This window comes from Gloeothece verrucosa PCC 7822, from assembly GCF_000147335.1.
GTDB classification, from domain to species: Bacteria; Cyanobacteriota; Cyanobacteriia; order Cyanobacteriales; family Microcystaceae; genus Gloeothece; species Gloeothece verrucosa.
This window is the reverse complement of sequence record NC_014534.1, coordinates 431689-454111: the sequence shown is the minus strand read 5'-3', so window position 1 is coordinate 454111 and position 22423 is coordinate 431689. Positions and strand designations below refer to the sequence as shown.

The 22423-nt window shown below is 38.8% G+C and carries 29 protein-coding genes and 2 pseudogenes; 14 read left to right on the top strand and 17 right to left on the bottom strand.

The genetic code is table 11. The annotated features are described in order from the left end of the window. Nucleotides 1-42: 42 nt before the first annotated feature. From CYAN7822_RS32365 to CYAN7822_RS37145, 3 genes are all read right to left on the bottom strand, one after another. Entirely contained in the window at nucleotides 43-396 is a 354-nt protein-coding gene (locus CYAN7822_RS32365) for a hypothetical protein (protein WP_013335107.1), read from the bottom strand. 87 nt (nucleotides 397-483) lie between these two features. Further along, complete coding sequence (locus tag CYAN7822_RS32360) at nucleotides 484-951, bottom strand: KTSC domain-containing protein (RefSeq protein ID WP_013335106.1); 468 nt, start codon at nucleotides 949-951, stop codon at nucleotides 484-486. A 69-nt stretch (nucleotides 952-1020) separates the two neighbouring features. Beyond that, on the bottom strand, nucleotides 1021-1206 hold the full coding sequence (locus CYAN7822_RS37145) for a hypothetical protein (RefSeq protein WP_013335105.1): 186 nt from the start codon (nucleotides 1204-1206) through the stop codon (nucleotides 1021-1023). A gap of 645 nt (nucleotides 1207-1851) precedes the next feature. Here CYAN7822_RS37145 and CYAN7822_RS32355 point away from each other — a divergent pair. Beyond that, nucleotides 1852-2415 (top strand): DNA sulfur modification protein DndB, encoded by a 564-nt coding sequence (locus CYAN7822_RS32355; protein ID WP_013335104.1) that lies wholly within the window; start codon nucleotides 1852-1854, stop codon nucleotides 2413-2415. Nucleotides 2416-2601: 186 nt separating this feature from the next. On the opposite strand, the gene CYAN7822_RS32350 is transcribed toward CYAN7822_RS32355, so the two are convergent. The 4 genes from CYAN7822_RS32350 to CYAN7822_RS32335 form a co-directional block, all read right to left on the bottom strand. Beyond that, the gene (locus CYAN7822_RS32350; protein WP_013335103.1) at nucleotides 2602-3768 is read right to left on the bottom strand and encodes a ParB/RepB/Spo0J family partition protein; all 1167 of its coding nucleotides are present in this window, start codon (nucleotides 3766-3768) and stop codon (nucleotides 2602-2604) included. Then, nucleotides 3753-4607, bottom strand: coding sequence for a ParA family protein (locus CYAN7822_RS32345; protein WP_013335102.1), 855 nt, complete (start codon nucleotides 4605-4607; stop codon nucleotides 3753-3755). Before CYAN7822_RS32345 ends, CYAN7822_RS32350 begins: the two co-directional genes overlap by 16 nt. Nucleotides 4608-4979: 372 nt before the next feature. Next, nucleotides 4980-5615, bottom strand: a complete 636-nt coding sequence (locus tag CYAN7822_RS32340; protein ID WP_013335101.1) for a GUN4 domain-containing protein — start codon at nucleotides 5613-5615, stop codon at nucleotides 4980-4982. Nucleotides 5616-5962: 347 nt separating this feature from the next. After that, nucleotides 5963-6286: a hypothetical protein gene (locus tag CYAN7822_RS32335; protein WP_049802830.1), complete on the bottom strand. Its 324-nt coding sequence runs from the start codon at nucleotides 6284-6286 to the stop codon at nucleotides 5963-5965. On the opposite strand from CYAN7822_RS32335, the gene CYAN7822_RS38290 reads away from it, so the two are divergent. Further along, the gene (locus CYAN7822_RS38290; RefSeq protein WP_157872046.1) at nucleotides 6279-6440 is read left to right on the top strand and encodes a hypothetical protein; all 162 of its coding nucleotides are present in this window, start codon (nucleotides 6279-6281) and stop codon (nucleotides 6438-6440) included. The two genes, CYAN7822_RS32335 and CYAN7822_RS38290, sit on opposite strands and share 8 nt — an antisense overlap. Before the next feature lie 33 nt (nucleotides 6441-6473). Then, a pseudogene (locus tag CYAN7822_RS32330) lies at nucleotides 6474-7745 on the top strand (ISL3 family transposase). Between the two features lie 5 nt (nucleotides 7746-7750). Here CYAN7822_RS32330 and CYAN7822_RS32325 read toward each other — a convergent pair. The 5 genes from CYAN7822_RS32325 to CYAN7822_RS32315 all read right to left on the bottom strand — a co-directional run bounded on the left by CYAN7822_RS32325 (nucleotide 7751) and on the right by CYAN7822_RS32315 (nucleotide 9736). Beyond that, a complete protein-coding gene (locus tag CYAN7822_RS32325; RefSeq protein WP_013335100.1) occupies nucleotides 7751-8038 on the bottom strand; it encodes a hypothetical protein in 288 nt (95 codons plus the stop codon). A gap of 289 nt (nucleotides 8039-8327) precedes the next feature. After that, entirely contained in the window at nucleotides 8328-8528 is a 201-nt protein-coding gene (locus tag CYAN7822_RS36430) for a hypothetical protein (protein ID WP_013335099.1), read from the bottom strand. Nucleotides 8529-8563: 35 nt separating this feature from the next. Next, nucleotides 8564-9052, bottom strand: coding sequence for a J domain-containing protein (locus CYAN7822_RS32320; protein WP_049802829.1), 489 nt, complete (start codon nucleotides 9050-9052; stop codon nucleotides 8564-8566). A gap of 2 nt (nucleotides 9053-9054) precedes the next feature. Continuing rightward, complete coding sequence (locus tag CYAN7822_RS39920) at nucleotides 9055-9252, bottom strand: hypothetical protein (RefSeq protein WP_049802827.1); 198 nt, start codon at nucleotides 9250-9252, stop codon at nucleotides 9055-9057. A 70-nt stretch (nucleotides 9253-9322) separates the two neighbouring features. Further along, nucleotides 9323-9736 carry a hypothetical protein gene (locus tag CYAN7822_RS32315; RefSeq protein WP_013335098.1) on the bottom strand — a complete coding sequence of 138 codons (414 nt, stop codon included), beginning with the start codon at nucleotides 9734-9736 and terminating at the stop codon, nucleotides 9323-9325. Between the two features lie 416 nt (nucleotides 9737-10152). Here CYAN7822_RS32315 and CYAN7822_RS32310 point away from each other — a divergent pair, with 416 nt between their 5' ends. Both CYAN7822_RS32310 and arr read left to right on the top strand, forming a co-directional pair. After that, nucleotides 10153-11325: a YcjF family protein gene (locus CYAN7822_RS32310; protein ID WP_013335097.1), complete on the top strand. Its 1173-nt coding sequence runs from the start codon at nucleotides 10153-10155 to the stop codon at nucleotides 11323-11325. A gap of 642 nt (nucleotides 11326-11967) precedes the next feature. Continuing rightward, nucleotides 11968-12438: an NAD(+)--rifampin ADP-ribosyltransferase gene (arr, locus tag CYAN7822_RS40635; protein WP_063820764.1), complete on the top strand. Its 471-nt coding sequence runs from the start codon at nucleotides 11968-11970 to the stop codon at nucleotides 12436-12438. Between the two features lie 520 nt (nucleotides 12439-12958). Here arr and CYAN7822_RS40295 read toward each other — a convergent pair. Then, nucleotides 12959-13090, bottom strand: coding sequence for a hypothetical protein (locus tag CYAN7822_RS40295; RefSeq protein ID WP_013335095.1), 132 nt, complete (start codon nucleotides 13088-13090; stop codon nucleotides 12959-12961). Between the two features lie 179 nt (nucleotides 13091-13269). Here CYAN7822_RS40295 and CYAN7822_RS32295 point away from each other — a divergent pair, with 179 nt between their 5' ends. The 6 genes from CYAN7822_RS32295 (at nucleotide 13270) to CYAN7822_RS32270 (ending at nucleotide 18401) form a co-directional block, all read left to right on the top strand. Beyond that, the gene (locus tag CYAN7822_RS32295; protein WP_041934366.1) at nucleotides 13270-14376 is read left to right on the top strand and encodes an alpha/beta fold hydrolase; all 1107 of its coding nucleotides are present in this window, start codon (nucleotides 13270-13272) and stop codon (nucleotides 14374-14376) included. A 408-nt stretch (nucleotides 14377-14784) separates the two neighbouring features. After that, nucleotides 14785-15222, top strand: a complete 438-nt coding sequence (locus CYAN7822_RS32290; RefSeq protein WP_013335093.1) for a hypothetical protein — start codon at nucleotides 14785-14787, stop codon at nucleotides 15220-15222. Nucleotides 15223-15333: 111 nt separating this feature from the next. Beyond that, nucleotides 15334-15636, top strand: coding sequence for a hypothetical protein (locus CYAN7822_RS32285; protein ID WP_041934285.1), 303 nt, complete (start codon nucleotides 15334-15336; stop codon nucleotides 15634-15636). 62 nt (nucleotides 15637-15698) lie between these two features. Then, the gene (locus tag CYAN7822_RS32280) at nucleotides 15699-16379 is read left to right on the top strand and encodes a thermonuclease family protein (RefSeq protein ID WP_041934365.1); all 681 of its coding nucleotides are present in this window, start codon (nucleotides 15699-15701) and stop codon (nucleotides 16377-16379) included. An 18-nt stretch (nucleotides 16380-16397) separates the two neighbouring features. Beyond that, entirely contained in the window at nucleotides 16398-17258 is an 861-nt protein-coding gene (locus tag CYAN7822_RS32275) for a GIY-YIG nuclease family protein (protein WP_013335090.1), read from the top strand. Nucleotides 17259-17393: 135 nt separating this feature from the next. Beyond that, the gene (locus tag CYAN7822_RS32270; protein ID WP_013335089.1) at nucleotides 17394-18401 is read left to right on the top strand and encodes a formylglycine-generating enzyme family protein; all 1008 of its coding nucleotides are present in this window, start codon (nucleotides 17394-17396) and stop codon (nucleotides 18399-18401) included. 58 nt (nucleotides 18402-18459) lie between these two features. Here the strand turns inward: CYAN7822_RS32270 and CYAN7822_RS32265 are convergent, their stop codons facing one another. Together CYAN7822_RS32265 and CYAN7822_RS40290 are read right to left on the bottom strand one after the other, a co-directional pair. Further along, nucleotides 18460-18942, bottom strand: a complete 483-nt coding sequence (locus tag CYAN7822_RS32265; RefSeq protein ID WP_013335088.1) for a hypothetical protein — start codon at nucleotides 18940-18942, stop codon at nucleotides 18460-18462. Between the two features lie 253 nt (nucleotides 18943-19195). Continuing rightward, a complete protein-coding gene (locus tag CYAN7822_RS40290) occupies nucleotides 19196-19330 on the bottom strand; it encodes a hypothetical protein (RefSeq protein WP_280990564.1) in 135 nt (44 codons plus the stop codon). Between the two features lie 516 nt (nucleotides 19331-19846). Here CYAN7822_RS40290 and CYAN7822_RS32260 point away from each other — a divergent pair. Beyond that, on the top strand, nucleotides 19847-20080 hold the full coding sequence (locus tag CYAN7822_RS32260; protein ID WP_013335086.1) for a hypothetical protein: 234 nt from the start codon (nucleotides 19847-19849) through the stop codon (nucleotides 20078-20080). Beyond that, nucleotides 20077-20619, top strand: coding sequence for a hypothetical protein (locus tag CYAN7822_RS39265; RefSeq protein ID WP_013335085.1), 543 nt, complete (start codon nucleotides 20077-20079; stop codon nucleotides 20617-20619). The genes CYAN7822_RS32260 and CYAN7822_RS39265 overlap by 4 nt, the downstream gene beginning before the upstream one ends. Before the next feature lie 292 nt (nucleotides 20620-20911). Here CYAN7822_RS39265 and CYAN7822_RS32250 read toward each other — a convergent pair whose 3' ends face one another. After that, nucleotides 20912-21175 carry a hypothetical protein gene (locus CYAN7822_RS32250; RefSeq protein ID WP_013335084.1) on the bottom strand — a complete coding sequence of 88 codons (264 nt, stop codon included), beginning with the start codon at nucleotides 21173-21175 and terminating at the stop codon, nucleotides 20912-20914. A gap of 260 nt (nucleotides 21176-21435) precedes the next feature. Between CYAN7822_RS32250 and CYAN7822_RS32245 the strand changes: the two are divergent. Beyond that, nucleotides 21436-22188 (top strand): annotated as a pseudogene (locus CYAN7822_RS32245) (transposase); the annotation flags it as partial. A 65-nt stretch (nucleotides 22189-22253) separates the two neighbouring features. Here the strand turns inward: CYAN7822_RS32245 and CYAN7822_RS39915 are convergent. Then, nucleotides 22254-22418 carry a hypothetical protein gene (locus CYAN7822_RS39915; RefSeq protein ID WP_245602844.1) on the bottom strand — a complete coding sequence of 55 codons (165 nt, stop codon included), beginning with the start codon at nucleotides 22416-22418 and terminating at the stop codon, nucleotides 22254-22256. Between the last annotated feature and the right edge of the window lie 5 nt (nucleotides 22419-22423).

Below are 22423 nucleotides of genomic sequence, written 5' to 3'. Positions count from 1 at the left end.
TGAGTAGCACATACCCAACCCGTTAATATGTTTTGACGGTGCTTAAGAAAATCTTGCTAAATGTGCCGCTTCTTGTTCGGTGGTAAAAAATAAATACAAACCCGTGTATTCAGTGAAAATAGGAACGAGTTGGTCACAATAAACATTTTTTACTTCAACCGTAGCCTCTTGGACTAATTCGGGTATCCCTTGGCGGCGGATGATTTTTTGAAAGCTGAGATCATAAAGGTCTAAAGAATTCAAAGAAATTGTACAGCAATTAAAGCACGAAGACCCCTTAAATTTAAACGTTAATGTTTGTTCTGAATATACAAAGTCATAAGCTCCAATGAAAGCTTTAAGACGAGGATAGCCCCCAAGCTGCTCTAAAAGTTGGGTAACAAAAGAATTAGTCATTTAATTATCTCCTTATTGAATAATCGTATTAAAATGAACGGTAATTCGGTAGAGGAGATAGTTAAAAATCTCCTCCAGTCCAAGTTTTTAAGCAACTTTTTCGTAGCGATAATCAGATTTAATTTCTCTGTTAAAATATTGTCCAACTGAATCGGATTTAATCAATTGAGCAAATTTGACAAACGGGACATCAAAGTAACGATATATTGACCCATTCTTAAACTCAACCTGTAACACTCTAAGAGATGATTCATAACCGATAGCTTCAATATTCGAGCTACCTCCACAGCGCAATGTATCTGTAGGAATCATGGTTATATTTTTCAATAGTTCAGCATCGGTTAAAGCGGGAGTTGGCTCAACAGTTATTTGTTGCCCTGCTGCCAACTGTGCTATTAATTTAATTCCTTCTAATGCTTGCGGTGGGGCGGGTACGTCTTTGATTTCCAACGTTCCATCGGGTTTGGAAATCATGACCTGTAGCTTGCCTAAAGGTGCGTTTCCGTCGTGTCCGATTGCCTTGATATTGCTTAAGTCTAGTTGGTATAATTGCATTGTTAAATCTCCATAGATAGCTTTTCTCTGAAGAGAGTGTCATTATTCAAGGCACTCTCTCTTGATTGATTAGTGGTTGAAATACTGTTGATGAGCCGTTGCGTATTCATCTAGCAGTCGGTAATCTTCTGGGGTTAAATCTGATGCCCAATATTGATACTCTTGAGCGTCATCAACTTCTAAAATAAAGATTTCTACATCGTAGTGGGGGCAGATGGTTTTCTGAACGAAGAAGGAACAGTTAGGTATTTGCATTGTCTTAAATCCTTATAAATCTTTGTAGCGGTGTAGCGATTTATTTCATGTCTTTATAATATCAATCTTGCAAGGATGCGTCAATAGTTTAAACGCAAATATATCTGATCGCAGGGATAAAAATGATAAATAATTCTGATTAATTAATCAATAAAATATATCTTAAGGATGAGAAAAAATTAAAGCGATAAATTTTTTATTAAGAATGTTAAATTTACCTTTGATATTGACAGATAATAGCGCAGGTGTTACATTAATGTAAAAGCCAGTGCCGAGTTAAAACATTTCAAGTTAATCCCCTGGCTCATTGGCAACAAAATTACCTTATATCAGCTACCATTTCTATAATCACCCAATCCGTTACACAAGCGATTACAGATTTTAAAACAACCCCTAACCCGGCATTAAAGATTGTCCCAGGCGCAAAAACAAAAACTCATCATTCCTCGCCAAAGCAGCGTACACGGCGATCCCTTCGTGGCGCGGAGCGCTCGCTCTCAAATCTTATTCGAGGCGAGGTAGCGGCTTCCACTTGAGAACGGTAACAGAGCTATTAACCATACAACTGCGATGATCGCCTTTTGTTGGCGATCGCAACCCCGAACGGCTCAGTTAAAAATATTGCCAAAGGAGAATTAAAGCTTTATGTTAAATCCAATAACCCAAAAATTTGACTTTTTAGAAGGGAATGCGGCTCTAGTTCCGCCTGGGCTTGCGTCTGCGCTCAATATTTATGTTCAACCACTAATGCTTGAGCGATATAACCAAGGCAAGATTTTTCTGGCTATTGGCGCGAAACACGGCGGTCGTTTAATGCTGCAAATCAATGTTCACGCAACTGAAATCCCGGCTCTCGTGAGATGGGAAGAGGAGAATAAAAACAGTAATAGCCAGAAAGTCCCTAAAAAACGCCCAATCAATAAAAAGCGCGTTGAAGATATCAAAAACTACATTAGAGAACGGGCACAAGCCGGCAAAAAATGGATTTTAGGAACCCTTACAGCGAATGTAGATCCTGCGGCTGTTGAGTATCAGAGGATTTGGGAGGATTTCTACATGGTTTTTATTCCTAACTGCACTCGTGTCGGTATTATTGACGGACAACATCGCACTAGGGCGATCGTTGAACTTGTTGACTCAGATCCTGATTTAATTTCTCAGATGAGCTTTCCGATAAGTTTGATATTAGAAGGAGATTTAAAGCAGTGAATTACCGATTTTTGGGATCTGGCTAAAATTAGCCAGTCAAAGAAAACTAAACCCAAAATCCGGTGCGCTAAACCTAAACTCAGGACTACATGAAGAAGCCGCCATCACGGGCGATCGCCCTACCGCCTCTCATTTATGTTCGATGGCTTTGACTTTTGATAAACGCTTAAACCCGATCGGCGTTTTTTAGCTTGGCTTGAGAATCGTTTTAATTTCTTTAAGCTTTTGCTTTAACAAAGTTTCCAAGGCTTTTAAATTGTTGGGTGAGATTTCATTAACTTGAATTTTTTCCAGAGTTTCGAGCATTACTGCCCCAGGTTCTTGTTTTTGAGATTTGTTTGATTCTCCCACCGAAGAAATTACCTGAGCTACTCGTTGCCTCGTAGCAGCAACCGATAGGCGTTGCTCGATCACTTCAGAAATGATAGAAGAACGAATTTTTTGCGCTTCTTGGTCAGTTAAGCCTAATTTTTCGGCTGAAATTTGCTGTAACACTTTAGCATGATGTCCCCCTAAGCCTTGGGTGCGAATTGCTATTTTTAAATCCTCATGAAATTTTAAAGCTGGAAAAACATTAGCTTTTATTGACGCTGGATTAAGTTGTAATGAAAGTAAAAACCTGGCGATTATTCCCTCAGATTCCTTAATAATATCTTGTGCTTCTAGTTGTTTTAATTTTTCCTCTTGTTGCTCTTTATCTAAAAAAGTTAAATTCGTTAATTCGTCAACTAACTTTTTCCGAGTTAATCGAGCCATGAGAGCATTTAGTAATCTCGGAATTTCTTGAGCATCAATTCCGTAGGTTTCCGAGATGTCTTTAATTAACGCTTCAGCTAAATCTAAAGGATTTAGGTTTTCTCGATGATGATTGATTAAAATCGAATAACGGCGTAAAGTTTCGGGTTTTTCTAAACAAACAGATTCTTTTTTCGGTATAATAATTCCATCAATCGTTGCCCAATCAATTGATCGTGCTGCCCTACATCTGCGCTCTCCTTCAAATAACAAATATGAATTGAAGCTTTTTTGAAAAACTAAGATGGGTTGTTGTTGTCCATGTTCAAGAAGGGAGCAAGCTAATAAGCGAATACTTTCTTGGCTGAAGGTTTGACGTGATTGAGAGGGATTGAACTCTATTTGAGATAAAGGGATTTTCTGTATTCCTTGAGGTAAAAGTGAGGAACGAAGTTCGACCACCTTGTTCTCAAAAGCTTTTTTATCTTCTAGTCCTCTTAAGCGCTCAATTTCAGCCGTCAATTCTTCAATTGTTTGGTTAGCTTGATTAAGCTGTTGATGTAAAGATACATCAGCAAATTGAGATGAAATTATATTATCTCCTATCCGGCGGCCCATAGTTGTTGTTGCTCCTCGACGAGTTCAGCTTTTAAAGTTTTGAGAACTTCATTAAAATCTTGGCAAGCTGGATGTTTACCTTTATAAAGATGTAGTGGTAATCCCATCGCACTAGCGTTTTTAAATTCTTTTGAATAGCGGATAGGATTGAAACAGGGTATTCCCAATGGCTCTAACATCGGTGGTAACTGCTTCAATAGGTTGCGATGAATTGCTGTGTTCAAATCATACTGAAGCGGAACAATACCTAATATTTTAGGTTGAGGTTTAAGCCTAAGAGTAGTAAATCTTTCATAAAGCCATTCAAATAATCTTGAAGCTCCACAGGTAGATTTCGGCTCGACTTGTATGGGAATAATTATATGGGTGGCAGAGGTAATTGCAATTGTGGTTAGTGGTCCCAACGTGGCGGGACAATCAAATATGACCACATCCTGCTCTAAAGGATAATCGGATAAGCGATCGCTTAATAAATATGCGCCTCGATCATGTAAGACCAGTTCATTTATACTTTTTACCAGTCCTAGATCTCCTTGAATTGCATAAGCATTTTTTACTTGATCTTCCCATAACTTGACCAGAGGCCATCGTCCGTTAAACTTGTCGTCACAGAGAACTTTAGAAATAGTCCGTTCTGAAGTTGGCCGCTCCAGCCCACAGAAAAGATTAATTGACCCTTGTGGGTCAAGATCGATCGTGACTACTGAGTATCGAGCTTTAGCTAATAGATAAGTCAAGTGAGTGGTTAAAGTTGTTTTCCCACTCCCACCGGCATTGGAAAGGATTGCCAAACGTAGCTGTTGCATGGTTAAGTCAAACCGGCCCGGAGGCTGTCCCATAGAATAACATTATCCTATGAGCGCACTGCCCTCAAATTTGTTTCCCATTAGTTAAGTTCAGTTTGTCCTCGGTGCTAAAAGTCAGTCATGAGGTTCGTGCATAGAATAACATTATCCTATGGGCGCATTGCCCTTAAATCTGTTTTCCAGTAAAGTACCCCAACACTTTTACGATGAAGCGGACTTTCGCTCAATCAGTAACCCGATTGATATCAGACTCGATGTAACTACTATCGTAGCCCACCACTTTACGAGTCCCTCCCATAAATCTGTTTTTTTTCATCATCAAAATTTTGGCCGCGATTCAAATGTAGGATAATGTTATTCTATACGTCTGCTTTTCCGAATGACTTTGTAATTAAAAATGAGCTTTTAAAGCTTACACTGCTGAACTTGTTGGTAAAAATCTTCCATCACTCCGGCTAAAGATTCAACCATGCCCGGATTGAGTTCTAAAAATAGCCAATCATCAGAGCTAAAAGTTTCTTGATTGGATTTCCAATTTCCTTGTTGATTGTAGCCATTGTCGGCCAAGGATAATATTGTTGTTGGCAAGTAACCTTTTTGCGCTGATAGCTTGAAGTTGATTTCTCCATAGACAACTCCACAACTGATCCATCCTAATTCTTGACAAAAACGATTTACTACATCTCCTATCCAATATTGTTGTTGTTGATTTTTTTCCTTTTCTTGTTGGTTAACTCTGTCCCAAATTTCGGCTTGAGCTTTAAATCCGTAAACCCCTTGTGTATATTTTTGCCAAAGCTGTTCCAGGGTCTGCAAATCATTACAGGGAAATTGACCCTCTTTGTTAGCCGTTTCTTCCATCGATAAAACAGCTTTTAACGTTTCTTGATTAGCTTGTTCAAATTTTCCCGATTTTAAAGCTCCCTCGATTTGATTAAAATTAACAAGCGAAGAAGCCTTAATTTTTAACGGAAATCCTACCAACACTGAAGTGAGAAGCAACACGGCAAGCACTTGACACCCCCGTATAGGTTGACTCACTTTTTGGCCTCCTTAATGAGCGATAAATATTAATTTTAGCTTTAATTGGACTATTTTTCTCCAATAAAACTTTCAAATTTTCCATCCTAAAAGAGAATGCTAGTCAATTGTTTTTTTTTGTCAGTGAGGAGAATCCTGGGTTGAAAATGATTTATATCACTGACCGAAAGCGGATAATCTGTTAAATTCAAGCCAGAAAATATACTTAAAGACCCCAGTCGGCACAACTTAATATCGAGACTGGTTTATATTCAAGTTTCTCTCTACAATCTTGCTCAGAGCCAATCAACGGAACTGAGGAAGATTGTTTTGAACGCACCTTACTTACTATTAATTACTCTTATGTATTAACTTTCAGAATCCTTTGTTCTTCCATCACCCGGATCTGCCTCACCCTTCGTTTTCTTCTCGAATACATTAATTCCAGCACCTTCTAGCTCGATGATTCCATCAGCATCAATTTTAACTATCTTGCCGGACAAAGCGGCTGTCCATGCTGAGTAGGAGTCCATTTTCTCAACGTTTTTCTGAAGTTTTTTGCGGTCTACTTCGGCTCTTACTACAACTCCATTATCTCCCGTGATCTGTAACGTTATTTTTTTCCCTGTTTCGGGTAATTGGGGCCTTTCGCTAAATTTAATTGTTACCTCTGGTGTTTTGCCATTGATCATAATTACTCCTGTCTGTGAATTTGTCTCGGCTGTAGTGGTTGATGTAGTGACTGATGTAGGATCTGTGGCTGTAACTTGTGTTGCTGTAGCTGCTGAGTCAGTAACAGTAGTTGAGTTAGTTCCTATTCCGGTTCTTCTAGACTTATTATGCTAAACTGTTAGTAAATATACTTGAAATATAAATCAAATGAAACGGCAACTTACCAAAATTCTTGATTTACCAGGAGTTTTAGTTAAAGATAAAAAAACTTGTGAAAATACTTTGATTTTAGAGGTAGAGCTTCAATATAAAGCAGCCCGTTGTCCTAATTGTTGTAAAATAAGTCACCGCCTTCATCAAAACCATTATTTTTTAGTTAAAGATATACCTTGGGGAGAAAAAGAAATTATTTTAAAAGTAAATCGACGACAGTTTAAATGTAATAATTGTCAGAAACCTTTTAGTGAACAGTTAGAATTTGTTGGCTCTCGAAAAAAATATACTCAGAGATACGCAAAATTTATTACTGAACAAGTTGTTAATAGCGACCTTTTAAGTGTAGCTCAAAGAAATAATTTAACCGAAGCAGAAGTTTAATCAATGATTAATCAAATTAGTCAAGAAGTTTTGCCAATAAATTTAAAATCTTTAAAAAGGCTAGGAATTGATGAAATCAGTTTAGTTAAAGGGCAAGGAAAGTTTGTTGTTGTTTTAGTTGATTTAGAAAAAGGAAAATTAATAGGTTTGATTAAAGATAGAAAAGCTAAAATTTTAGAAAATTATTTAAAGAATTGGGGAAATGAAATTTTAGAACAGATAGAAGAAGTTAGTATAGATTTGTGTAAAATGTATAAAAATATAATCAAAAAAGTCTGTCCTAATGCTGTGGTAACAGCAGATAGATTTCACCTGACGAAACTATTACATGAAGAACTAAATCAAGGTCGAATTGACCCCCCGACCGACCTGGAACAAGTTCCAGGTCGCAAGCGGGGGGTCGCATTCCGCGACCAAAAAAAAACGGCTGAATCTTTAGAGATTGAGCAGCGAAAGCAGATATTTGCAGCCATAAAAGGAGGAAAATATGTCTTACTAAAAAGAGAGAGCAAGTTAAAAGATAAACAAAAAATAAAGTTGTATCAAATGAAAGAAGCTTCTCCTCTTATAGAAATAATGCACAATTTAAAAGAAGAGTTTACCTATATTTTTGAAAAAAGTCAAAATTTGGGGGAAGGAACTTTAAATCTGGCAGAATGGATGCTCAAAGCTCAAAAATATTTTCCAAAAACTGTCCGAACTATGAAAAATTGGTTTGCAGAAATAGTTGGTTATTTTGAGCGTAAAACAACTAATGGCGTAGTCGAAGGAATTAATAATAGATTAAAGGTTTTAAAGCGTTGCGGATTTGGCTTTAAAAATTTCGATAACTATCAAAAAAGAGCTTTATTATTTTGGCACTTAGCTGATAGTTTAGCATAATAAGTTTAGAAGAACCCGAGTTTTAGTCCGCTTAAGTTTTGTTGCCTGTCAGTGCGAAAGTAAATTCGCCAGGCGTAAAGTTTATCTAATGAGATTTGGTCTAGTTTTTTTTGATGAAACAGGTAAACAGATAAACTCGTCCCATCAGCCAATAACAGTTTTCCCATCTTGGGAGATTGGGGATCTAGTTCCAAATGCCCCAGGACATAACCAAATGCTGAATATTGGATTGATGTGGTTGGTTGAGCCTCAGTAGTTGGTTCATTATTTGGTGGTGCTACAGCTTCCATCATGTATTATTAATTGAATCAGTTTTATTGTAGTTTATTTTCGAGTTCATGAGCCAATTTTTTTTGAGTTACTCATGGGATTTTTGTCGATAAAATGAGAGAGTAAAATGAACTGGCTATTAAATTTTACTCTCTCATTAGTTCTGGCTTCATTAATTTAAATGTCTCGATTAAAAAAGTCATTTAGCTTGTTGTGACTTGAGTGAAAACTCTTCACTTCTCAAATTTTACCGAGGGATAATTTAAGAAAATAGCACATCGGTTAAAATTCCTGTTCTTTGAAAAAAAAACTTTAACTTTTCTTTTCACATCTTTTACATTTGCCAGCAACTCCATTACACTGATTGCCATATTTCGGGCAAACTGTAGCGTAAGTTTCTCTTTGCACATCGTCGTGACAATAACTACAGATTAAATGAAAAACTCTTGTATGAATCGTGCGATAATGAGATTTAACAGTATATTCGTTGACGCGGATTTTCTTACTGGGCATGGTTAGGGAACGTAATATTTTAAGCTTCCTTAATTTTACTCCCAAAAACTTTCAGCCGTAAAAGGAAATGTTTTATTTCTTGCCCTTTTAAGGTTTTCGCTACCAATAGTACAAGCTGCTATAAGCGGTGAGTATTTTTTGAACCACCCGTCACGGAGTTCTTTAAAAATCGCTGTGACTAACTGAAAACGATCTTTAGCTTCTCGATGAGAGCATAAATCCGGATGCCATTTCTGCGCTAAGATTTTATAGTTACGCACTAATTCGTCAAAATAAATAGGCTTCCCTAAAATACAGTAAGGCGGCGTTTGTTCGAGTCCATTAGTCGGCGGTACTGGTGGAAGGTATGCGATTGCCGTGGCCAGAACCTTAACGACTTGCGCTTCTCGTTTGTGATCCTGTTGCAACTGTTGCTCCCGCTCAGGCTGTTGGGAGTTTTTAGGTTCAGCCGAGGGTTCGGCTTGGGCCGGGGGAAGGCATTTGACATACTCCTGGGCCATCAGCCAGCCAAGTCTGGCCCGCACCGCTACGCGGATCTGCTCCGCAGATCGCTATTTTTCCTCAAGTTTAAGTTATGCTCTGTACTAAATTCTTTAACGGCTGTGGCCGTCCATTGATTTTTTGCCCACTTATAAAAGTTAATTAGGTTGTCGATGTGGCATCTGTAGCGAAAACAAGTTTCTGGAAGCTGCGCGATTTCTAAAATTTGTTGCTGTGTGTACATTTTTTTCTCCTTTCTTTATCTGATGGGACATTAGGGGCAATTGCCCCCGATGAGATCAAAGCAATTGCATTTAGAATCCTATGAGACTCTCTGGGTTTACATCAATAGTTAGCGTTCCCGCTTCATTAGCGATACGGGCTACCTCAGCATCTAGGGAGACATCAAAGTTTTCTAGTTCATCAAATGCGATCGCTTTCGGGATCGATGCAATTGGGTGACTTTGCTGGCTTTGTACCAAATGTCCGGCTAGTTTTGTCTTTGTTTGCAGTAAAAATTGTTGGGCAAATTGTTGGGAACTTTCCGCGTGTTCAGTGAGGACGTTGGATACCGCTTCGGTAAGCCTGGATTCTAAAACGGTGTTAAAATCAGTGTTTAAGGCGTTTTTGAACATTAAAACGCTTTTATCAACGATAATACCAGTTACGGCTTGATTAATTTGATCTCCGGCTTGCAAGCCTTGAGCTATGTGACGTAAATTATCCATAATGGCTGATTTCCTTTTTATGATGTTGCGCTTTATCGGGTTGACTCGAATTGAGCCGAAGAACAGATCTCTTAGTTGAAGAGGATCTTTTATTGAGTTAACGAAAAACTTTGTTTAGCCTTTGCCAGGTCTGAATAATTTCTTGACGGCACGCTCCGCTTAACTTTTTGATAACTTACTGGTTAAAGGGACTGCGTGTTCTATTCAGCTAAGTTAAATGAATTTTGGGATTTTGTCAAGCCTTGACTCGATTTGTCATAAAACTTAATAAATCTAATCTCTAACCCCTGGATGATCCCGCTATTTCAACAATGCCTCAAAGGGTTGAAGTGAATTGAGTTTAAATAAATCATAATCAAAAAATAAAGTTCTTTTAATTTTAAAAGATTCGTTAGTTGAACTCGCTCCCAATAAAAATGAGTAAAGATCATTCCCCCTCTTCATCTGACCCAAAAATCGATCGCGCTCTTAATTCTTCAATAGGGAATTCTCGGCATAAAGCCGCATTTGTAACTTCCTTTATTCATAATGCCGGTGCAGAAGTTGTTAAGAGGACTCACTCGGTTGGGGAAAAAGCGGCTTCTAAGACCTATCAGTTGATCGAGCAAGCTACCTCAGAGGCGGGACGGGCGATGACGGCTATAGGTAATCTTCCTTTGGTTAAAAATCCCTTCGTGCAAAAACTAGCAGGAGTTTTTAAGTTAGATTGGCTGGTGGGAATGAGCAGTTCTGTGGATTTAATTAAAGCCTCTGATGAGGTTAAACGGCTCAAAGCCAAGTACAATCATGAATCGTCCTTTGAGATCGCTCATCGAATCATACTCTCAAAGGCTACACAAGCAAGTGGGATAGGATTTGTCAGTAGTATTTTGCCGGGTTCTGCGGCTGCACTGTTGGCGGTAGACTTTGCCGCAACTAACGCCTTACAGACGGAAATGATCTATCAAATTGCTGCGGCTTATGACCAGGAGCTACAAGATCAGGCCAGACAGGGAGAGGTTCTAGCCATTTTTGGTCTAGCCCTGGGGGGAAGGAATGCGCTTAAAGCGGGTTTGGGTTTCATGAGAAATATCCCCTTAGCCGGGGCGATGATCGGGGCGAGTACCAATGCCACCATGCTCTACACTTTAGGGTACACTGCCTGCCGTTTTTATGAGGCTAAAGAAAAAGAACTAACCGAAGAACCGACTACGGAAACTTTAAAATCACTGCAAAAACAAAGTGAAGATTATCTCGATGTAGCGCTCGGCCAACAGGCGATTATGGATCAGATATTAATTTATCAGATCCGGGCAAGTTACCCCAATAAAAACTGGTCTGATATTCTACCTGAACTTGAAGAACTCAAGTTAGAGCCTGAGTCAATTAAAACCATTGAGGCTAATATTCAATCGCCTCAACCTTTAGACATTTTATTAGAGCAAATTAACCCAGATTTTGCTTTAGCTTTATTGGCTCAGTGCCGGCAAATTGCCCTCCTGAAAGATAATATCTCTCCAGAAGAAGATAAAATCTTACAGGCGATCGCTTCTACAATAGACATTAATGACCAGAACCAAATAGGTAAAGAAAAAATCGCTGATGAATAATACTTTGTCGAGAATTTTAATAGTAAGTTTACTTATAAGTTTTATTTTAGCTCCCTTCGCCGGACTTGCCCCATTAATGTTTATTCTTTTGGTTGCTGGTGTTACGTGGAGTTTCGGGAGCATCATCCAAAGCTTTTTTTTAAAGGATGAGGACAATCAAACCAATAGCTCTCCTTAATCGATTAAAATGGGCAATGGTATAGAAAAATAAACCTAAAAAATGGAAGAATTCTATTTATCCTACTGAGAAAAACAACCGGAAAGAAAAAAGAATACCCCATCGCCACTTACTGTCTAGTAATTGTCTAGAATAGGGTCTAAGGACAAGCAATTAAATAGATATTAAGATAATTAGGAGACAAAATCATTATGGAATTCAACCCAAACAACAATGTTGTTAAACTTTGTCTTCAAGGTATGGACATCGAAGAAAAAGGCCAACCTGAACAAGCCAGTCAACTATTTCTTCAAGCCTGGAACGAAGCGATCGATGACTTGGAAAAATTTATGGCAGCTTATCATGTAGCCCGACATCAAAAAAATGTTTGGGATCGATTAAAATGGCTGGAAACGGCCTTGCATTTTGCCTTAAAAATCAATGACGACACGGTTAAGAGTGCTTTTCCTTCTCTATATTCAAACATGGCTAAATGCTATGAGGACTTAAACGACCCAGATCGAGCAAAAAACAATTATGAATTAGCAACTTCGTTTGACGATAAACCTTCTGAATCGGGCCCTTTTTATCATGGGACGAAAGCCAATTTGTCGGTTGGCGATTTACTGAGAGCCGGAGGCAGTTCTAATTACAAATCTGGACTCAAAATGAATCACATTTATTTTACAGGTATTGTTAATGGAGCGGGACTAGCTGCTGCATTAGCTAAAAGCGATGGACGTGAACGGGTTTATATCGTCGAACCGACAGGGGAGTTTGAAAATGACCCGAATGTTACAAACCGAAAATTTCCGGGCAATCCGACACGCTCATATCGCTCCGAAGCACCATTAAAAATCGTTGGGGAAGTAACAGATTGGGACAGACCAACACCTGATGAACTTCAAAAATGGCGTGAAAAGTTGGCCAACAACAAAGGAGAAATTATTAATTAATCCATGAGGTGCTAATTTAGACTTCCACGATAAAAAGGCCAAATTCGTCAACCATAACTTTGCCCAACAGAACGAAGTCATAGGGTTTGCGCCACTGCCGCAATTGAGTGACCTCGGCTATGATTGCTCTAACTCTCAAAAGTCAACGATAACTGTGCCATAAGTTCTTTCTGTTTTCATGCGAGAAAAAATTTTCTAAAAACAGCCCCTTTTGAGATTCATATATGGTTTATTTTAGCAAAGATATGATTGACAACAAGAGAGGGTTAACTAGCTTAAAGCCTTACACAAAAGGGGTTTAAAGTTTTTTAAGAACAAGAATTTAGAAAACCGTTTTTTGAGCCATAAAAGGTAACTATCGCGCAGCACGATTTTAGGCGATCGCTTGCTTGTTATCCAATAAATATTTTCTACGGAAAAATGTCAGGCACGAGTTTTCGACGTTTGAGGGTAGTACATAAATAGTAGTCCCTGATTTGTAAAGTATATCAGTGCTTTTTTGGCAAAGTGATCGTTAAAGTCACACTAATGCCCTGCCCAACATGGGAATAATAGAACGAATTGGAGAAGTATCTAAACAACTCAACTCAACACGCCACACCCTACCCTCACCAATACCATTAAACACAGGTGCAAGATCTGAGGTGAGCATAAGCGTCCTGTACGATCGCAAGGGACAAACAGCTTACAGTTGGCGTTATCAATAGTAGCAGCGACAACAGCCTTTTTTCTATCCTTTGAGAGGTGTGAAATCGCCGTTAAATTTTTATTTTTAAAATAATTAATGATTAATTATCGGGATTTTCTCGTTTAGGAAGTGGCAAAATGTTCATGCCCCTTGATTTTGTGTTGCGGTGGCTTACGGGGTTACTCTCGTTGGTTTTACTTGGTGGTAGCATTTATATACTTCATGAGTGGTACGAGGGAGAATTAATTAACCGTCTCTGGTTAATTTTGAGTTGGACTGCTATCGTTTGGTCATTTCTAGGATTTTTGCCGATTACTCTTCTATTACGGCGCAGGGGTGTCGATGAACCGAAAATGCACCGCAGCAGCGCGACTCAACGAATTCTACGTCCCGATGGTAGTGAAATTCAGGTAGAATTTTACGGCTCACCCGATGCTCCTCCTCTAATTTTGACTCATGGTTGGGGACCCAATAGTACGGTCTGGTACTACCTCAAGAAACAACTTGCTAATCAATATCGCCTCATCGTTTGGGATTTACCCGGATTGGGTAAATCAACTCCCCCTAAAAATCGTGACTATTCCATCGAGAAATATGCTCGTGACCTTGAAGCCGTGTTGGGTTTAGCTCAAAATCGTCCGGCTATTCTGCTCGGTCATAGTATGGGGGGTATGATTATTTTGAGTTTCTGTCGTTTGTTTCGAGAAAATTTAAAACAACGAGTCGCCGGCTTGATTTTGCTCGATACAACCTACACCAATCCGCTAAAAACCGCTATTTTCAATCCAATTCTCAAACGACTGCAAAAGCCATTAATTGAACCATTACTCTATATAGTGATCGCTCTATCACCTTTGTTTTGGTTGATGAGTGCTTTAAGTTATCTCAACGGTATGATGTATCTAACCACAGAACTATCAGGATTCACCGGACACGAAACGCGAGGACAACTTGATTTTTCAACCCGCTTAGGGTTACTCGCATCGCCTAAGATATTGGCAAGAGGGGTAATAGCGATGTTAAATTTTAATGAAACTCAAACTTTGCCCAATATTGAGCTTCCCGTGTTGGTTATTGCTGGTCAATCCGATATTTCTACCCTCAAGAGTGCCAATCGTCGCATCAGTATGGATATCCCCAATGCGGAGTTTTTTGTCCTCAAACCCGGCGGACACATGGCTTTAATGGAACGGAATGCTGAATTTGCCCAAGCCGTACAAATGTTTGGAGCATTGCAACAACAAAGGTAAAGAAAAATTAAAATAGGCATCTCTAGGCGATAGAAAACTCAACGTCAAGTTAGTAAAAATAGCAGTAGATTGAGTAGCCTTGTCGGAATCCCAAATAAGTTCTGATTCCGTTGAAATAATGTAGAGAACTCAAGTTACAATTGCTGGCGTGGGAACAAACCAGGCTTAATGTTAGCTTTGGCAAGCTTTTTAAAGGGGCGGCTCCGGGCAAGATGGAGAAATATTAGGGGCGATCTCGCTTTGAGATAATAAGCTTTTGGGCTAGGAAAAACTTGGAAAGGGTAGCAAGCACAGCATTTATAAATCCTACTGCCGCTAAAAAGTTGCTTCGAGATAAATCTTACTTTTGAAGGTTGCCTTTTGACGGTTAAAACATTTAATAGAAGTTAAATCTTTAAGCTCAACCTCATGAAAAACAATACATACTCAAAACTCGCTTTGACGGCGACTGGAGTTATTTTAACCTTAACGGGGTTTAACGCTCAACCCGCAGAAGCGGCAACGGTTTCTTGGAATTTAAATTTCTTTGATGAAACAGGGGCAAAAATCGGAAGTGGAACATTTAGCTATAATGATGCTCCTTATTCAGGAGAGATTGGTAATTATCCATCGGGATATCCAGAAAATGTAGTTATTGACCCAACTGATAATTTGTTCTTAGTAGAGGACTTAACAATTAATATTAGTGGTCGAACTTGGGATGAAAATGATGCTTCTTGGCTCTTTTGGAATCCTCCTTCTACCAACAGCTATCCCGATGTTAACTCTGGCTCTTATTTTAGTGCCAACGGACGGGATATAAACACGCGCAATACGCTTAATCTCACTGCTTTTATTGCTCAGTAATAGACGTAGCGTTTGTCGCTTTTGTTATAGACAATGAAGCTTTGTTGATTAAATTTCTAGCAACTCGTACTGGTTAAGGTAGCTTGACCTAAAACCGAGCAATAGACGGCAATGGTGTCCAAAACCGTTATTGTGGGAATATTATTGATGAACTCGATTTTAAGGACGGTAATGATGCAGCCAAATCATGAAGTCAACAACCCTTTTGAGCCCGGTTTTCGTCTTGAAGAGGTCTTGATCTACTGTGGTGTAATGACATTGGTGTTTTACACCAACTCTAAATGCTACCAGTTCGGGGTTGTAGCTGAAGATGGTTCAGTAGAGCGGCGTGAAGAAATTTATTACACAGCAGGGGGGGCAAGAGAGGCTGCTAAAAATTGGATCGCTTTAAAAAACTTTGAAAATAATGGTTAAATGTGATTTTTAAAGGCAAGTCGGGGAATACTGAAATAGTAATAGCTAAAATTAATATTTTAATGATTAAATTGGTCACAAGTATTTTGCTAGTTGTATTGAGTGCCAGTATTCCCACCTCCGCCCAAAATCTACCAACAGCTACAGTGGTGAGTGTAGGTGACGGCGATACATTAAGAGTTAACCAACGAGGACAAAGTATTACTGTTAGATTAGGATGTGTGGACAGTCCAGAAATCGGCCAAAATCCTTACGGGCAGCAAGCTAGAGATAGATTACAACAGCTATTGCCAAAAGGTAAAACTGTTAACTTACGGCGCATTGACACAGATCGCTATGGGAGAACAGTAGCAGAAATTTACCTCAATAATAAATCAGTTAATTTAACTCTGGTTGCCGAAGGGAAAGCCGTTGTTTACCCACAATATTTAAATGGTTGTGCGGCCACAAAAAATCAATTCTTGGCTGCTGAAGCTAATGCTAAAAAGAAGCGCTTAGGATTTTGGAATCAAAACAATCCCGTAATGCCTTGGGATTTCCGCGCTGGTAAAAGACCTTCTACTAATACCCAATCAACTGCTAACAATAACAAGAAGTGCGACCCATCTTATCCCGATGTCTGTATTCCACCAGCACCACCCGATCTCGATTGTGGGCAAATTTCGCAACGAAGATTTAGGGTTATCCCACCAGATCCTCATCATTTTGACAGTGATGGGGATGGGATAGGCTGTGAAAGATAAAAGGAGAAGGAGGAAAAAATGTGGGAAGTTAATTTATCCGATTTACCTTTTGTGGAGTTATCTACGCTCAATTTGCTGCCGACTTGTCCAGCTATTTATTTTGTTCTAGATTCTAAAAATATTATTCATTATATTGGGAAAGCTGATAACTTACAAAAAAGATGGAAAAATCACCACCGTAAATATCAGCTAGAACAGATCCATCAAAAGTATCCAGTAAAAATAATTTGGAAAGTTTGGAGCCAAAAAGATTTAGACTTAGCCGAAAAATATTTTATTGATTATTACAAGCCTTTGCTCAACAACACAAAAGTTGAAATGCCGCACATTATCCCTTCTGAGATAATTCTCAAAAAATTACTCAGGAAGATAGCTAAAAAAGTTTGCGCTATTGGGGCTAGATACAGCACAGGGAATAATTTAACAACTATTTATGTTAAGTTTGATGCTACCGATTCAACGGCCAGGGGAGCAGCCGCAATCATCAGAAAATTTAAAGCTGAACATAAAGACACAAGCTTGAAAATAAAATGGAGTAAATATGTGCAAAGTATTAGTGGCATCTGGTATCCTATAGGAAGCCGGCAACAGAAACAGCAAGCCCGTGAAAATCGAGCCTATAATAATCATTGGCAAATATTTTGTAATGGAGTTATTATTGATATAACTCCAGAAGAAGGATTTTCTGAAATAAATTTTATTAATCAAAAATCTGTCCCCTGGAGATTAGCAGGGATAAAAATACGAGCTATAGTAGAACCCGAATTTACTGGTATGCTCAATAATCATAAATTGATTACTGAGGAATTACTACCGTTAGAAGCTTTAGAATCAGATAGAGATCCGATTCCTTTACTCTGGAAAAACTGGAACTCTTAAAATTATTAATTATAAAAGTCTATACTCATGATTAATAGTTTAGATAGATTTAATCAAAAAATCAGGCAACAGAAGAGTGAAATAAAAACCGTCAAATTGGGAATACTATAACTGAGCCTTTAACACCTAACTCAAATGAAGAAAAATTTTAACCGCAAACAATTTATGACGTTATGTGGATGGATAAGTCTTGGTGGTTTTTCTTTTTTAGCTGCTTTAAAACGCAACAATTCTTCAACTATATTTACTCAAGAAGATAAAAGTTTAAAGTCAGTTATTAATTCCTCTCCATCTTACCCACCTCCGCCCTCTGGGACAAAACTATTAAGCCAAAATCTTGAGGTGATCACAGTTAATTTAAAAGGAGAAGAAACTCGAAGAAAAGTCGCTTCTTCTAAATCCTTTAGAATTACTTCAAGTGGTAAGCCTTTTTTAGAAATGATGGCTATTCCTGGCGGAGAATTTATGATGGGTTCGCCGTCAGAAGAGATGGGAAATGATCTTAAAGAAAAGCCTCGGCATCGGGTATCAGTGCCACCCTTTTACATGGGAAAATATCCCGTTACTCAAGCCCAATGGTACGCAGTAATGGGAAATAACCCATCATTTCATCGAGATAGAGGAGATTCTTTTCCTGTTACAGTAGTGTCTTGGTATGAAGCTTTAGAATTTTGTGCAAAATTATCAACTTTAACTAAATTAAATTTTAATCTTCCCACGGAAGCCCAATGGGAATATGCTTGTCGAGGTGGAACAACAACTCCTTTTTATTTAGGTGAAACTTTGACGTTTGAGTTGGCTAATTATAATTCTTATAGTACTTACGCGGATGAATTGCCACAACCTGCCCGCGCTCGAACTACAAAAGTAGATAACTTTCCTCCCAATGCTTTTGGTTTATATGACCTACACGGAAACGTATCAGAGTGGTGTCTGGATGTCTATCACGAAGATTATCAAGGAGTGCCCACTGATGGTAGTGCTTGGGGACGTGGTTCAAATGTTCAGCATAATAACTATCGGGTATTACGAGGCGGCTCATATTCTGACCCACCTTGGGATTGCCGGAGTGCTTTTCGAGTAGGTGGCGGCACAGGAGTCCAAACGGCTTTTATAGGCTTCCGAGTAGTTTGTAATGTGTAAGTAATATTTTTTATTTCTTTTCTACCCGCTCCACTCAAGAAGGTATAGGAAATAAACTTTAAACGGTTGCGGCAGAAGAATTTTGCCTCCCCCCGACAAACCGTTCCAGCCGCTCAAATCTCTGCATCAACTCCCCTAGTTGCTGCTGTAGCTGAACCAGTAACATTCTGTCAGAAGTGGTTAGTGGACTATTAACCCCAGAACTCCCTCTATTCCCCCGCTCCCTTTGAGGCTGCCCTTGAGCCATCAACCGCTTGAGTTGGCGTTGTAGAGCCTGGATGCGGTTGCGACGGGCGATCGCCTTCTTCATCTGTTTGTGTTCGCTGCTATTCTTCTTACCCAAATACCTGACAAACTTACGCTTGATTTTTCCCTCCTTGTCCCGAACCGCCCTCATCAACCGGTAATAGATGTACTTCTTCCCGCTTGGCTTATAGACGATAAAGCGACTGATCCAAGTGTTTGCTTCGGCTATTTCGCCTGAAGCTTCAAGAGAAGCGATTTGAGAAGAGATTCGAAGGACGGCGGAGTTGGAGTTCATGGCGAGTTTGTTGACATTATAACGGGTACTGGGTAGGTATAAGTTATTGCTCTGGTTCTATTGTAGGGAGAATTAAAAAAAATGCCAACAAACTCAGTTGAGGAAATTAAAAGCTTCGGTAAAAGTGATAGAGATTAAGTATTAGAGTTCAACTCGATTCTCAAATACAGTTTGTGGAGGTTTAAAATTGTGAGCGAACCCGGGCCGATCGCGTTCTCTGGGGGCGTAAAAATCCAAAAATGTAATAGATATCTTATGTGGCGCGGAGGGCACGGGAATCACTACTATCCGAGTAGGGAATACCTGCTCGAATTTTGCGCCAGAAATCGGGAATAATAATAGTATCGAGCGATGAGACGGATATTTCAATGACAGCACCTAAATTCAAGGTTTGTGAAGTCTTGAGTATTGAGCAAAAAATTTTGATGGTGTTTCATACACCCTCATACGGCTATCAATTCCGCATATTAAACTCAGATGGCTCAGTAGAAGGAACTCAAGAGCTTTATCCAACGTTTGAGAGGGCGATAAAAATAGCTAGACAATCTCTGACCTCTAGGCTAGTATAACCAGGGTGGTTGCGCCCTTGGGTAAGCCATCAACTTAGCTTGGCAAGCCGCTAAAATATCCTACAATCGAACTCAAATACTAATTGTTTACTCTTTTAGTCCGATTTTTTGCATGAATTGGGCGGGATGGCAGAGTCCGAGCAGTTAGGTTAGGAAGGCTGCTGTAAAATTCTTTTTCGATTAATGAAGAGAAGTTTTTTCTATCCGCATCCATAACAGACATGAGTGTTGCCCCCGCTCCTTAAAACAAATCTGAAGAATTTTAACGATCTCCGTGACGAATAGGAAGTCACAGGCTATAACAGGAATAGAGTATAAAACCCTGTTCAGTTATTATGCCAAGACCCGGAGGAAACCCTTCTTTAAAGCAATATCAGTACAAATTATGTCATCCTACTCCCCTTAACTCTAGATTTACGCTTCGGGTCAGTGATGAGATGATGATGCAGTTAAAGTCGCTCGATGAGGACTGGCAGGAGTTTGTCAGAAATGCGATCGCACTCGCTCTCAAACAAAAAGAGCAGCAACTAGCCCAAGGAACCTCTTCAAATACAGGAGTGGGTAAATGACACTGACTCGATCAGAGCGTTTGAAGTTAATTAAAACTCTAAATGCGATCGCGCCTGAGCAGTTGGAAATGATCATTTTTACTTTATCGCCACCAGCAGGGTTAATACCGCCCTTGCCGGCATCGCAGGGGCAAAGGGTATCAGCGTTACTTAATTGGGCTTCGGGACCAGGGGGATGTGGATTAGCAGAGGTGCAGCAGTTTTTAAATGAAATTATTAATTTAAATTCATACAGTAACTATCAACAGTCATCTGATTCATCAATTAAAGACATTTCCGTTATAAATTTCCAAAAAACACAAGATAAAAAGAAATTGTTAAAAAGAATTAGCGAAGAGAAGCGGGAAATATGGGACACCCACCTTTCTGACGAGCTTGGAATAGATTTATATAAAGTTAAAGTATATTTAAAGGAACTAGCAAAAAATGATTTAATACATTTATATAAGTGTTCACATCAGGATATGACTGAAAAAATGCTAGGTGCAGTAATCCTGTCAAAAGGTCATATAACACTAGAAGATGAAACACTAATTTAAAATACAAACGAGTTAAACTATAATTTTCTGTGGAGATTTTGCCTGTTAATATATAAATATTACTATTAATCCTCTTAGATCTCGTTCAAATCTGCTACAGCAGCCAGAACTTTCACTCGCAGCCAACGGATTTAACATCTGTAAGAACAGCGACTAAACGTCCCGCCAAGTGCTGCACTTACTAATCTCTGTATTTTTAGTAAGATTTTATTCAACACGCTCAATGGCAAAGAGTTGCGATCGCTATTGTTATTTTAGTTGTATTAGACGGATCAATTTAATTAAATATGCTTTATTCTAAATCTTCAAAATTTATCTCTAAAATAATTTCAAGAGCTTCCTGCACCTGAAGAAGTCCTCGCCCAGATGGTGATTCTGCCCAACTAACAACTGCTGATGCTCTAGTTCCTTGTGAAGCTGGTAAAGGAGGAATAATGCCAGCAGGAGGATTTAAAATCAATATTAATTGCTCTAATTGCTCTGGAACTAATTTGTAAAGTGTAGCGATCAATTTTTGGCGTGATTTGGGTGAAAAAGTTGTTGTGCTTGCTATCATTACTGGAGTTTAGACTAGATCCCGGTGCAAAACTCCAGAACAACTTAGGATTTAGTTCTTTTGTATTAAAATTGAGCCGCTCAAGTCATTTGTGACAACTTAAGAGAATTAAACAAATGTCAAGGAAACTTTTTAGGTGATTGGGGGCGGAAGGGAAAGGAAAAACGAACTTTGTTCTAAAATAAGAAAAAAGAGACTATGATTAGCTTCCAATGAGTCGAAAAACGAACCGTGACCATGCTAAACGACAACAACGCCCCATGATTGAAGATGAGGCGATTGCAGCACAAATATCAGCTTTATTAACTCCAGCATTGGAAAAACAGAAAAAATATTGTCGTCAATTAGGTTTACGAGACAGAATATTGACACTTCCTCTGATGGTGGCGGCTGTACTAACGATGTTGTGGAGAGACGTAGCAGGAGTTAGGGAATTAACAAGAATATTAGCTAGGGAAGGTTTTTTATGGTGTGACTGTTTACAAGTTTCTCAGCAAGCCTTATCAAAAAGATTTTTAACTTTTCCGGCTGAATTGTTTGAAAAAGTTTTTAAAGAAATACTACCATTATTAAAGGAAAAATGGCACAGTAGAAATAGACGGCCACTCCCAGAAAGTGTTCAATTCACTTTAACTAGATTTGAAAAAATTTGGATAGCAGATGGTTCAACTCTAGAAGCTTTATTTAAAAAACTAAAAAGTCTTGAAGATGTTGCCAAGGGACAATTAGCCGGGAAAATTGGGGTAGTTATTGATTTAATGACCCGGCTTCCTGTAGAAATTTGGTTTAAAGATAATCCGAAAACTAATGATACAAAATTTGAAGAAAATTTATTAGGTTTAGTAACACCTTCAACTTTATTACTGTTAGATAGAGGCTTTTATCATTTCTCTTTTTGGCTTCAATTAATTGCTCAAGAAATCCACTTTATAAGTCGGATTAAAAAAGGTGCATCTATTAAGGTATTAGAAGTTTTCACAGAAAGTTATTCTTTACGTGACCGTAAGATAAGGGAGCATCCCATTTTTGTAAAAGTAAAACATAATTCGCGATAATAAATCGCGAATTAAAAAGCAAGCTATCTACTTTCTTGTTCTCCATCATATACAATGTCAACTAAACAGCTTTTTAAAGAACTAATGGTAGACTGTAACTCGATGACGATGGTTCTTCTCAGGACTCCCATAACAGCATCAACATAGGCAATTGTGCCAGCTTTCCCAAAATGTTGGTATTTACTCATAGATT

Bases quoted from the DNA above. Each gene is read 5' to 3' on its own strand.
- CYAN7822_RS32265 (WP_013335088.1), bottom strand. From the start codon at position 18,942: ATGAACTCCAACTCCGCCGTCCTTCGAATCTCTTCTCAAATCGCTTCT.
- CYAN7822_RS32345 (WP_013335102.1), bottom strand. From the start codon at position 4,607: ATGGGACAGCCTCCGGGCCGGTTTGACTTAACCATGCAACAGCTACGT.
- CYAN7822_RS39920 (WP_049802827.1), bottom strand. From the start codon at position 9,252: ATGTACACACAGCAACAAATTTTAGAAATCGCGCAGCTTCCAGAAACT.
- CYAN7822_RS32335 (WP_049802830.1), bottom strand. From the start codon at position 6,286: ATGATCAATGGCAAAACACCAGAGGTAACAATTAAATTTAGCGAAAGG.
- CYAN7822_RS32260 (WP_013335086.1), top strand. From the start codon at position 19,847: ATGCCAAGACCCGGAGGAAACCCTTCTTTAAAGCAATATCAGTACAAA.
- CYAN7822_RS32285 (WP_041934285.1), top strand. From the start codon at position 15,334: ATGGTGTCCAAAACCGTTATTGTGGGAATATTATTGATGAACTCGATT.
- CYAN7822_RS40295 (WP_013335095.1), bottom strand. From the start codon at position 13,090: ATGCTCACCTCAGATCTTGCACCTGTGTTTAATGGTATTGGTGAGGGT.
- CYAN7822_RS32325 (WP_013335100.1), bottom strand. From the start codon at position 8,038: ATGATGGAAGCTGTAGCACCACCAAATAATGAACCAACTACTGAGGCT.
- CYAN7822_RS39265 (WP_013335085.1), top strand. From the start codon at position 20,077: ATGACACTGACTCGATCAGAGCGTTTGAAGTTAATTAAAACTCTAAAT.
- CYAN7822_RS32360 (WP_013335106.1), bottom strand. From the start codon at position 951: ATGCAATTATACCAACTAGACTTAAGCAATATCAAGGCAATCGGACAC.
- arr (WP_063820764.1), top strand. From the start codon at position 11,968: ATGGCTAAATGCTATGAGGACTTAAACGACCCAGATCGAGCAAAAAAC.
- CYAN7822_RS32270 (WP_013335089.1), top strand. From the start codon at position 17,394: ATGAAGAAAAATTTTAACCGCAAACAATTTATGACGTTATGTGGATGG.
- CYAN7822_RS32280 (WP_041934365.1), top strand. From the start codon at position 15,699: ATGATTAAATTGGTCACAAGTATTTTGCTAGTTGTATTGAGTGCCAGT.
- CYAN7822_RS36430 (WP_013335099.1), bottom strand. From the start codon at position 8,528: ATGCCCAGTAAGAAAATCCGCGTCAACGAATATACTGTTAAATCTCAT.
- CYAN7822_RS32315 (WP_013335098.1), bottom strand. From the start codon at position 9,736: ATGGATAATTTACGTCACATAGCTCAAGGCTTGCAAGCCGGAGATCAA.
- CYAN7822_RS32310 (WP_013335097.1), top strand. From the start codon at position 10,153: ATGAGTAAAGATCATTCCCCCTCTTCATCTGACCCAAAAATCGATCGC.
- CYAN7822_RS32275 (WP_013335090.1), top strand. From the start codon at position 16,398: ATGTGGGAAGTTAATTTATCCGATTTACCTTTTGTGGAGTTATCTACG.
- CYAN7822_RS32295 (WP_041934366.1), top strand. From the start codon at position 13,270: ATGCCCCTTGATTTTGTGTTGCGGTGGCTTACGGGGTTACTCTCGTTG.
- CYAN7822_RS32290 (WP_013335093.1), top strand. From the start codon at position 14,785: ATGAAAAACAATACATACTCAAAACTCGCTTTGACGGCGACTGGAGTT.
- CYAN7822_RS37145 (WP_013335105.1), bottom strand. From the start codon at position 1,206: ATGCAAATACCTAACTGTTCCTTCTTCGTTCAGAAAACCATCTGCCCC.
- CYAN7822_RS32250 (WP_013335084.1), bottom strand. From the start codon at position 21,175: ATGATAGCAAGCACAACAACTTTTTCACCCAAATCACGCCAAAAATTG.
- CYAN7822_RS32355 (WP_013335104.1), top strand. From the start codon at position 1,852: ATGTTAAATCCAATAACCCAAAAATTTGACTTTTTAGAAGGGAATGCG.
- CYAN7822_RS39915 (WP_245602844.1), bottom strand. From the start codon at position 22,418: ATGAGTAAATACCAACATTTTGGGAAAGCTGGCACAATTGCCTATGTT.
- CYAN7822_RS32350 (WP_013335103.1), bottom strand. From the start codon at position 3,768: ATGGGCCGCCGGATAGGAGATAATATAATTTCATCTCAATTTGCTGAT.
- CYAN7822_RS32365 (WP_013335107.1), bottom strand. From the start codon at position 396: ATGACTAATTCTTTTGTTACCCAACTTTTAGAGCAGCTTGGGGGCTAT.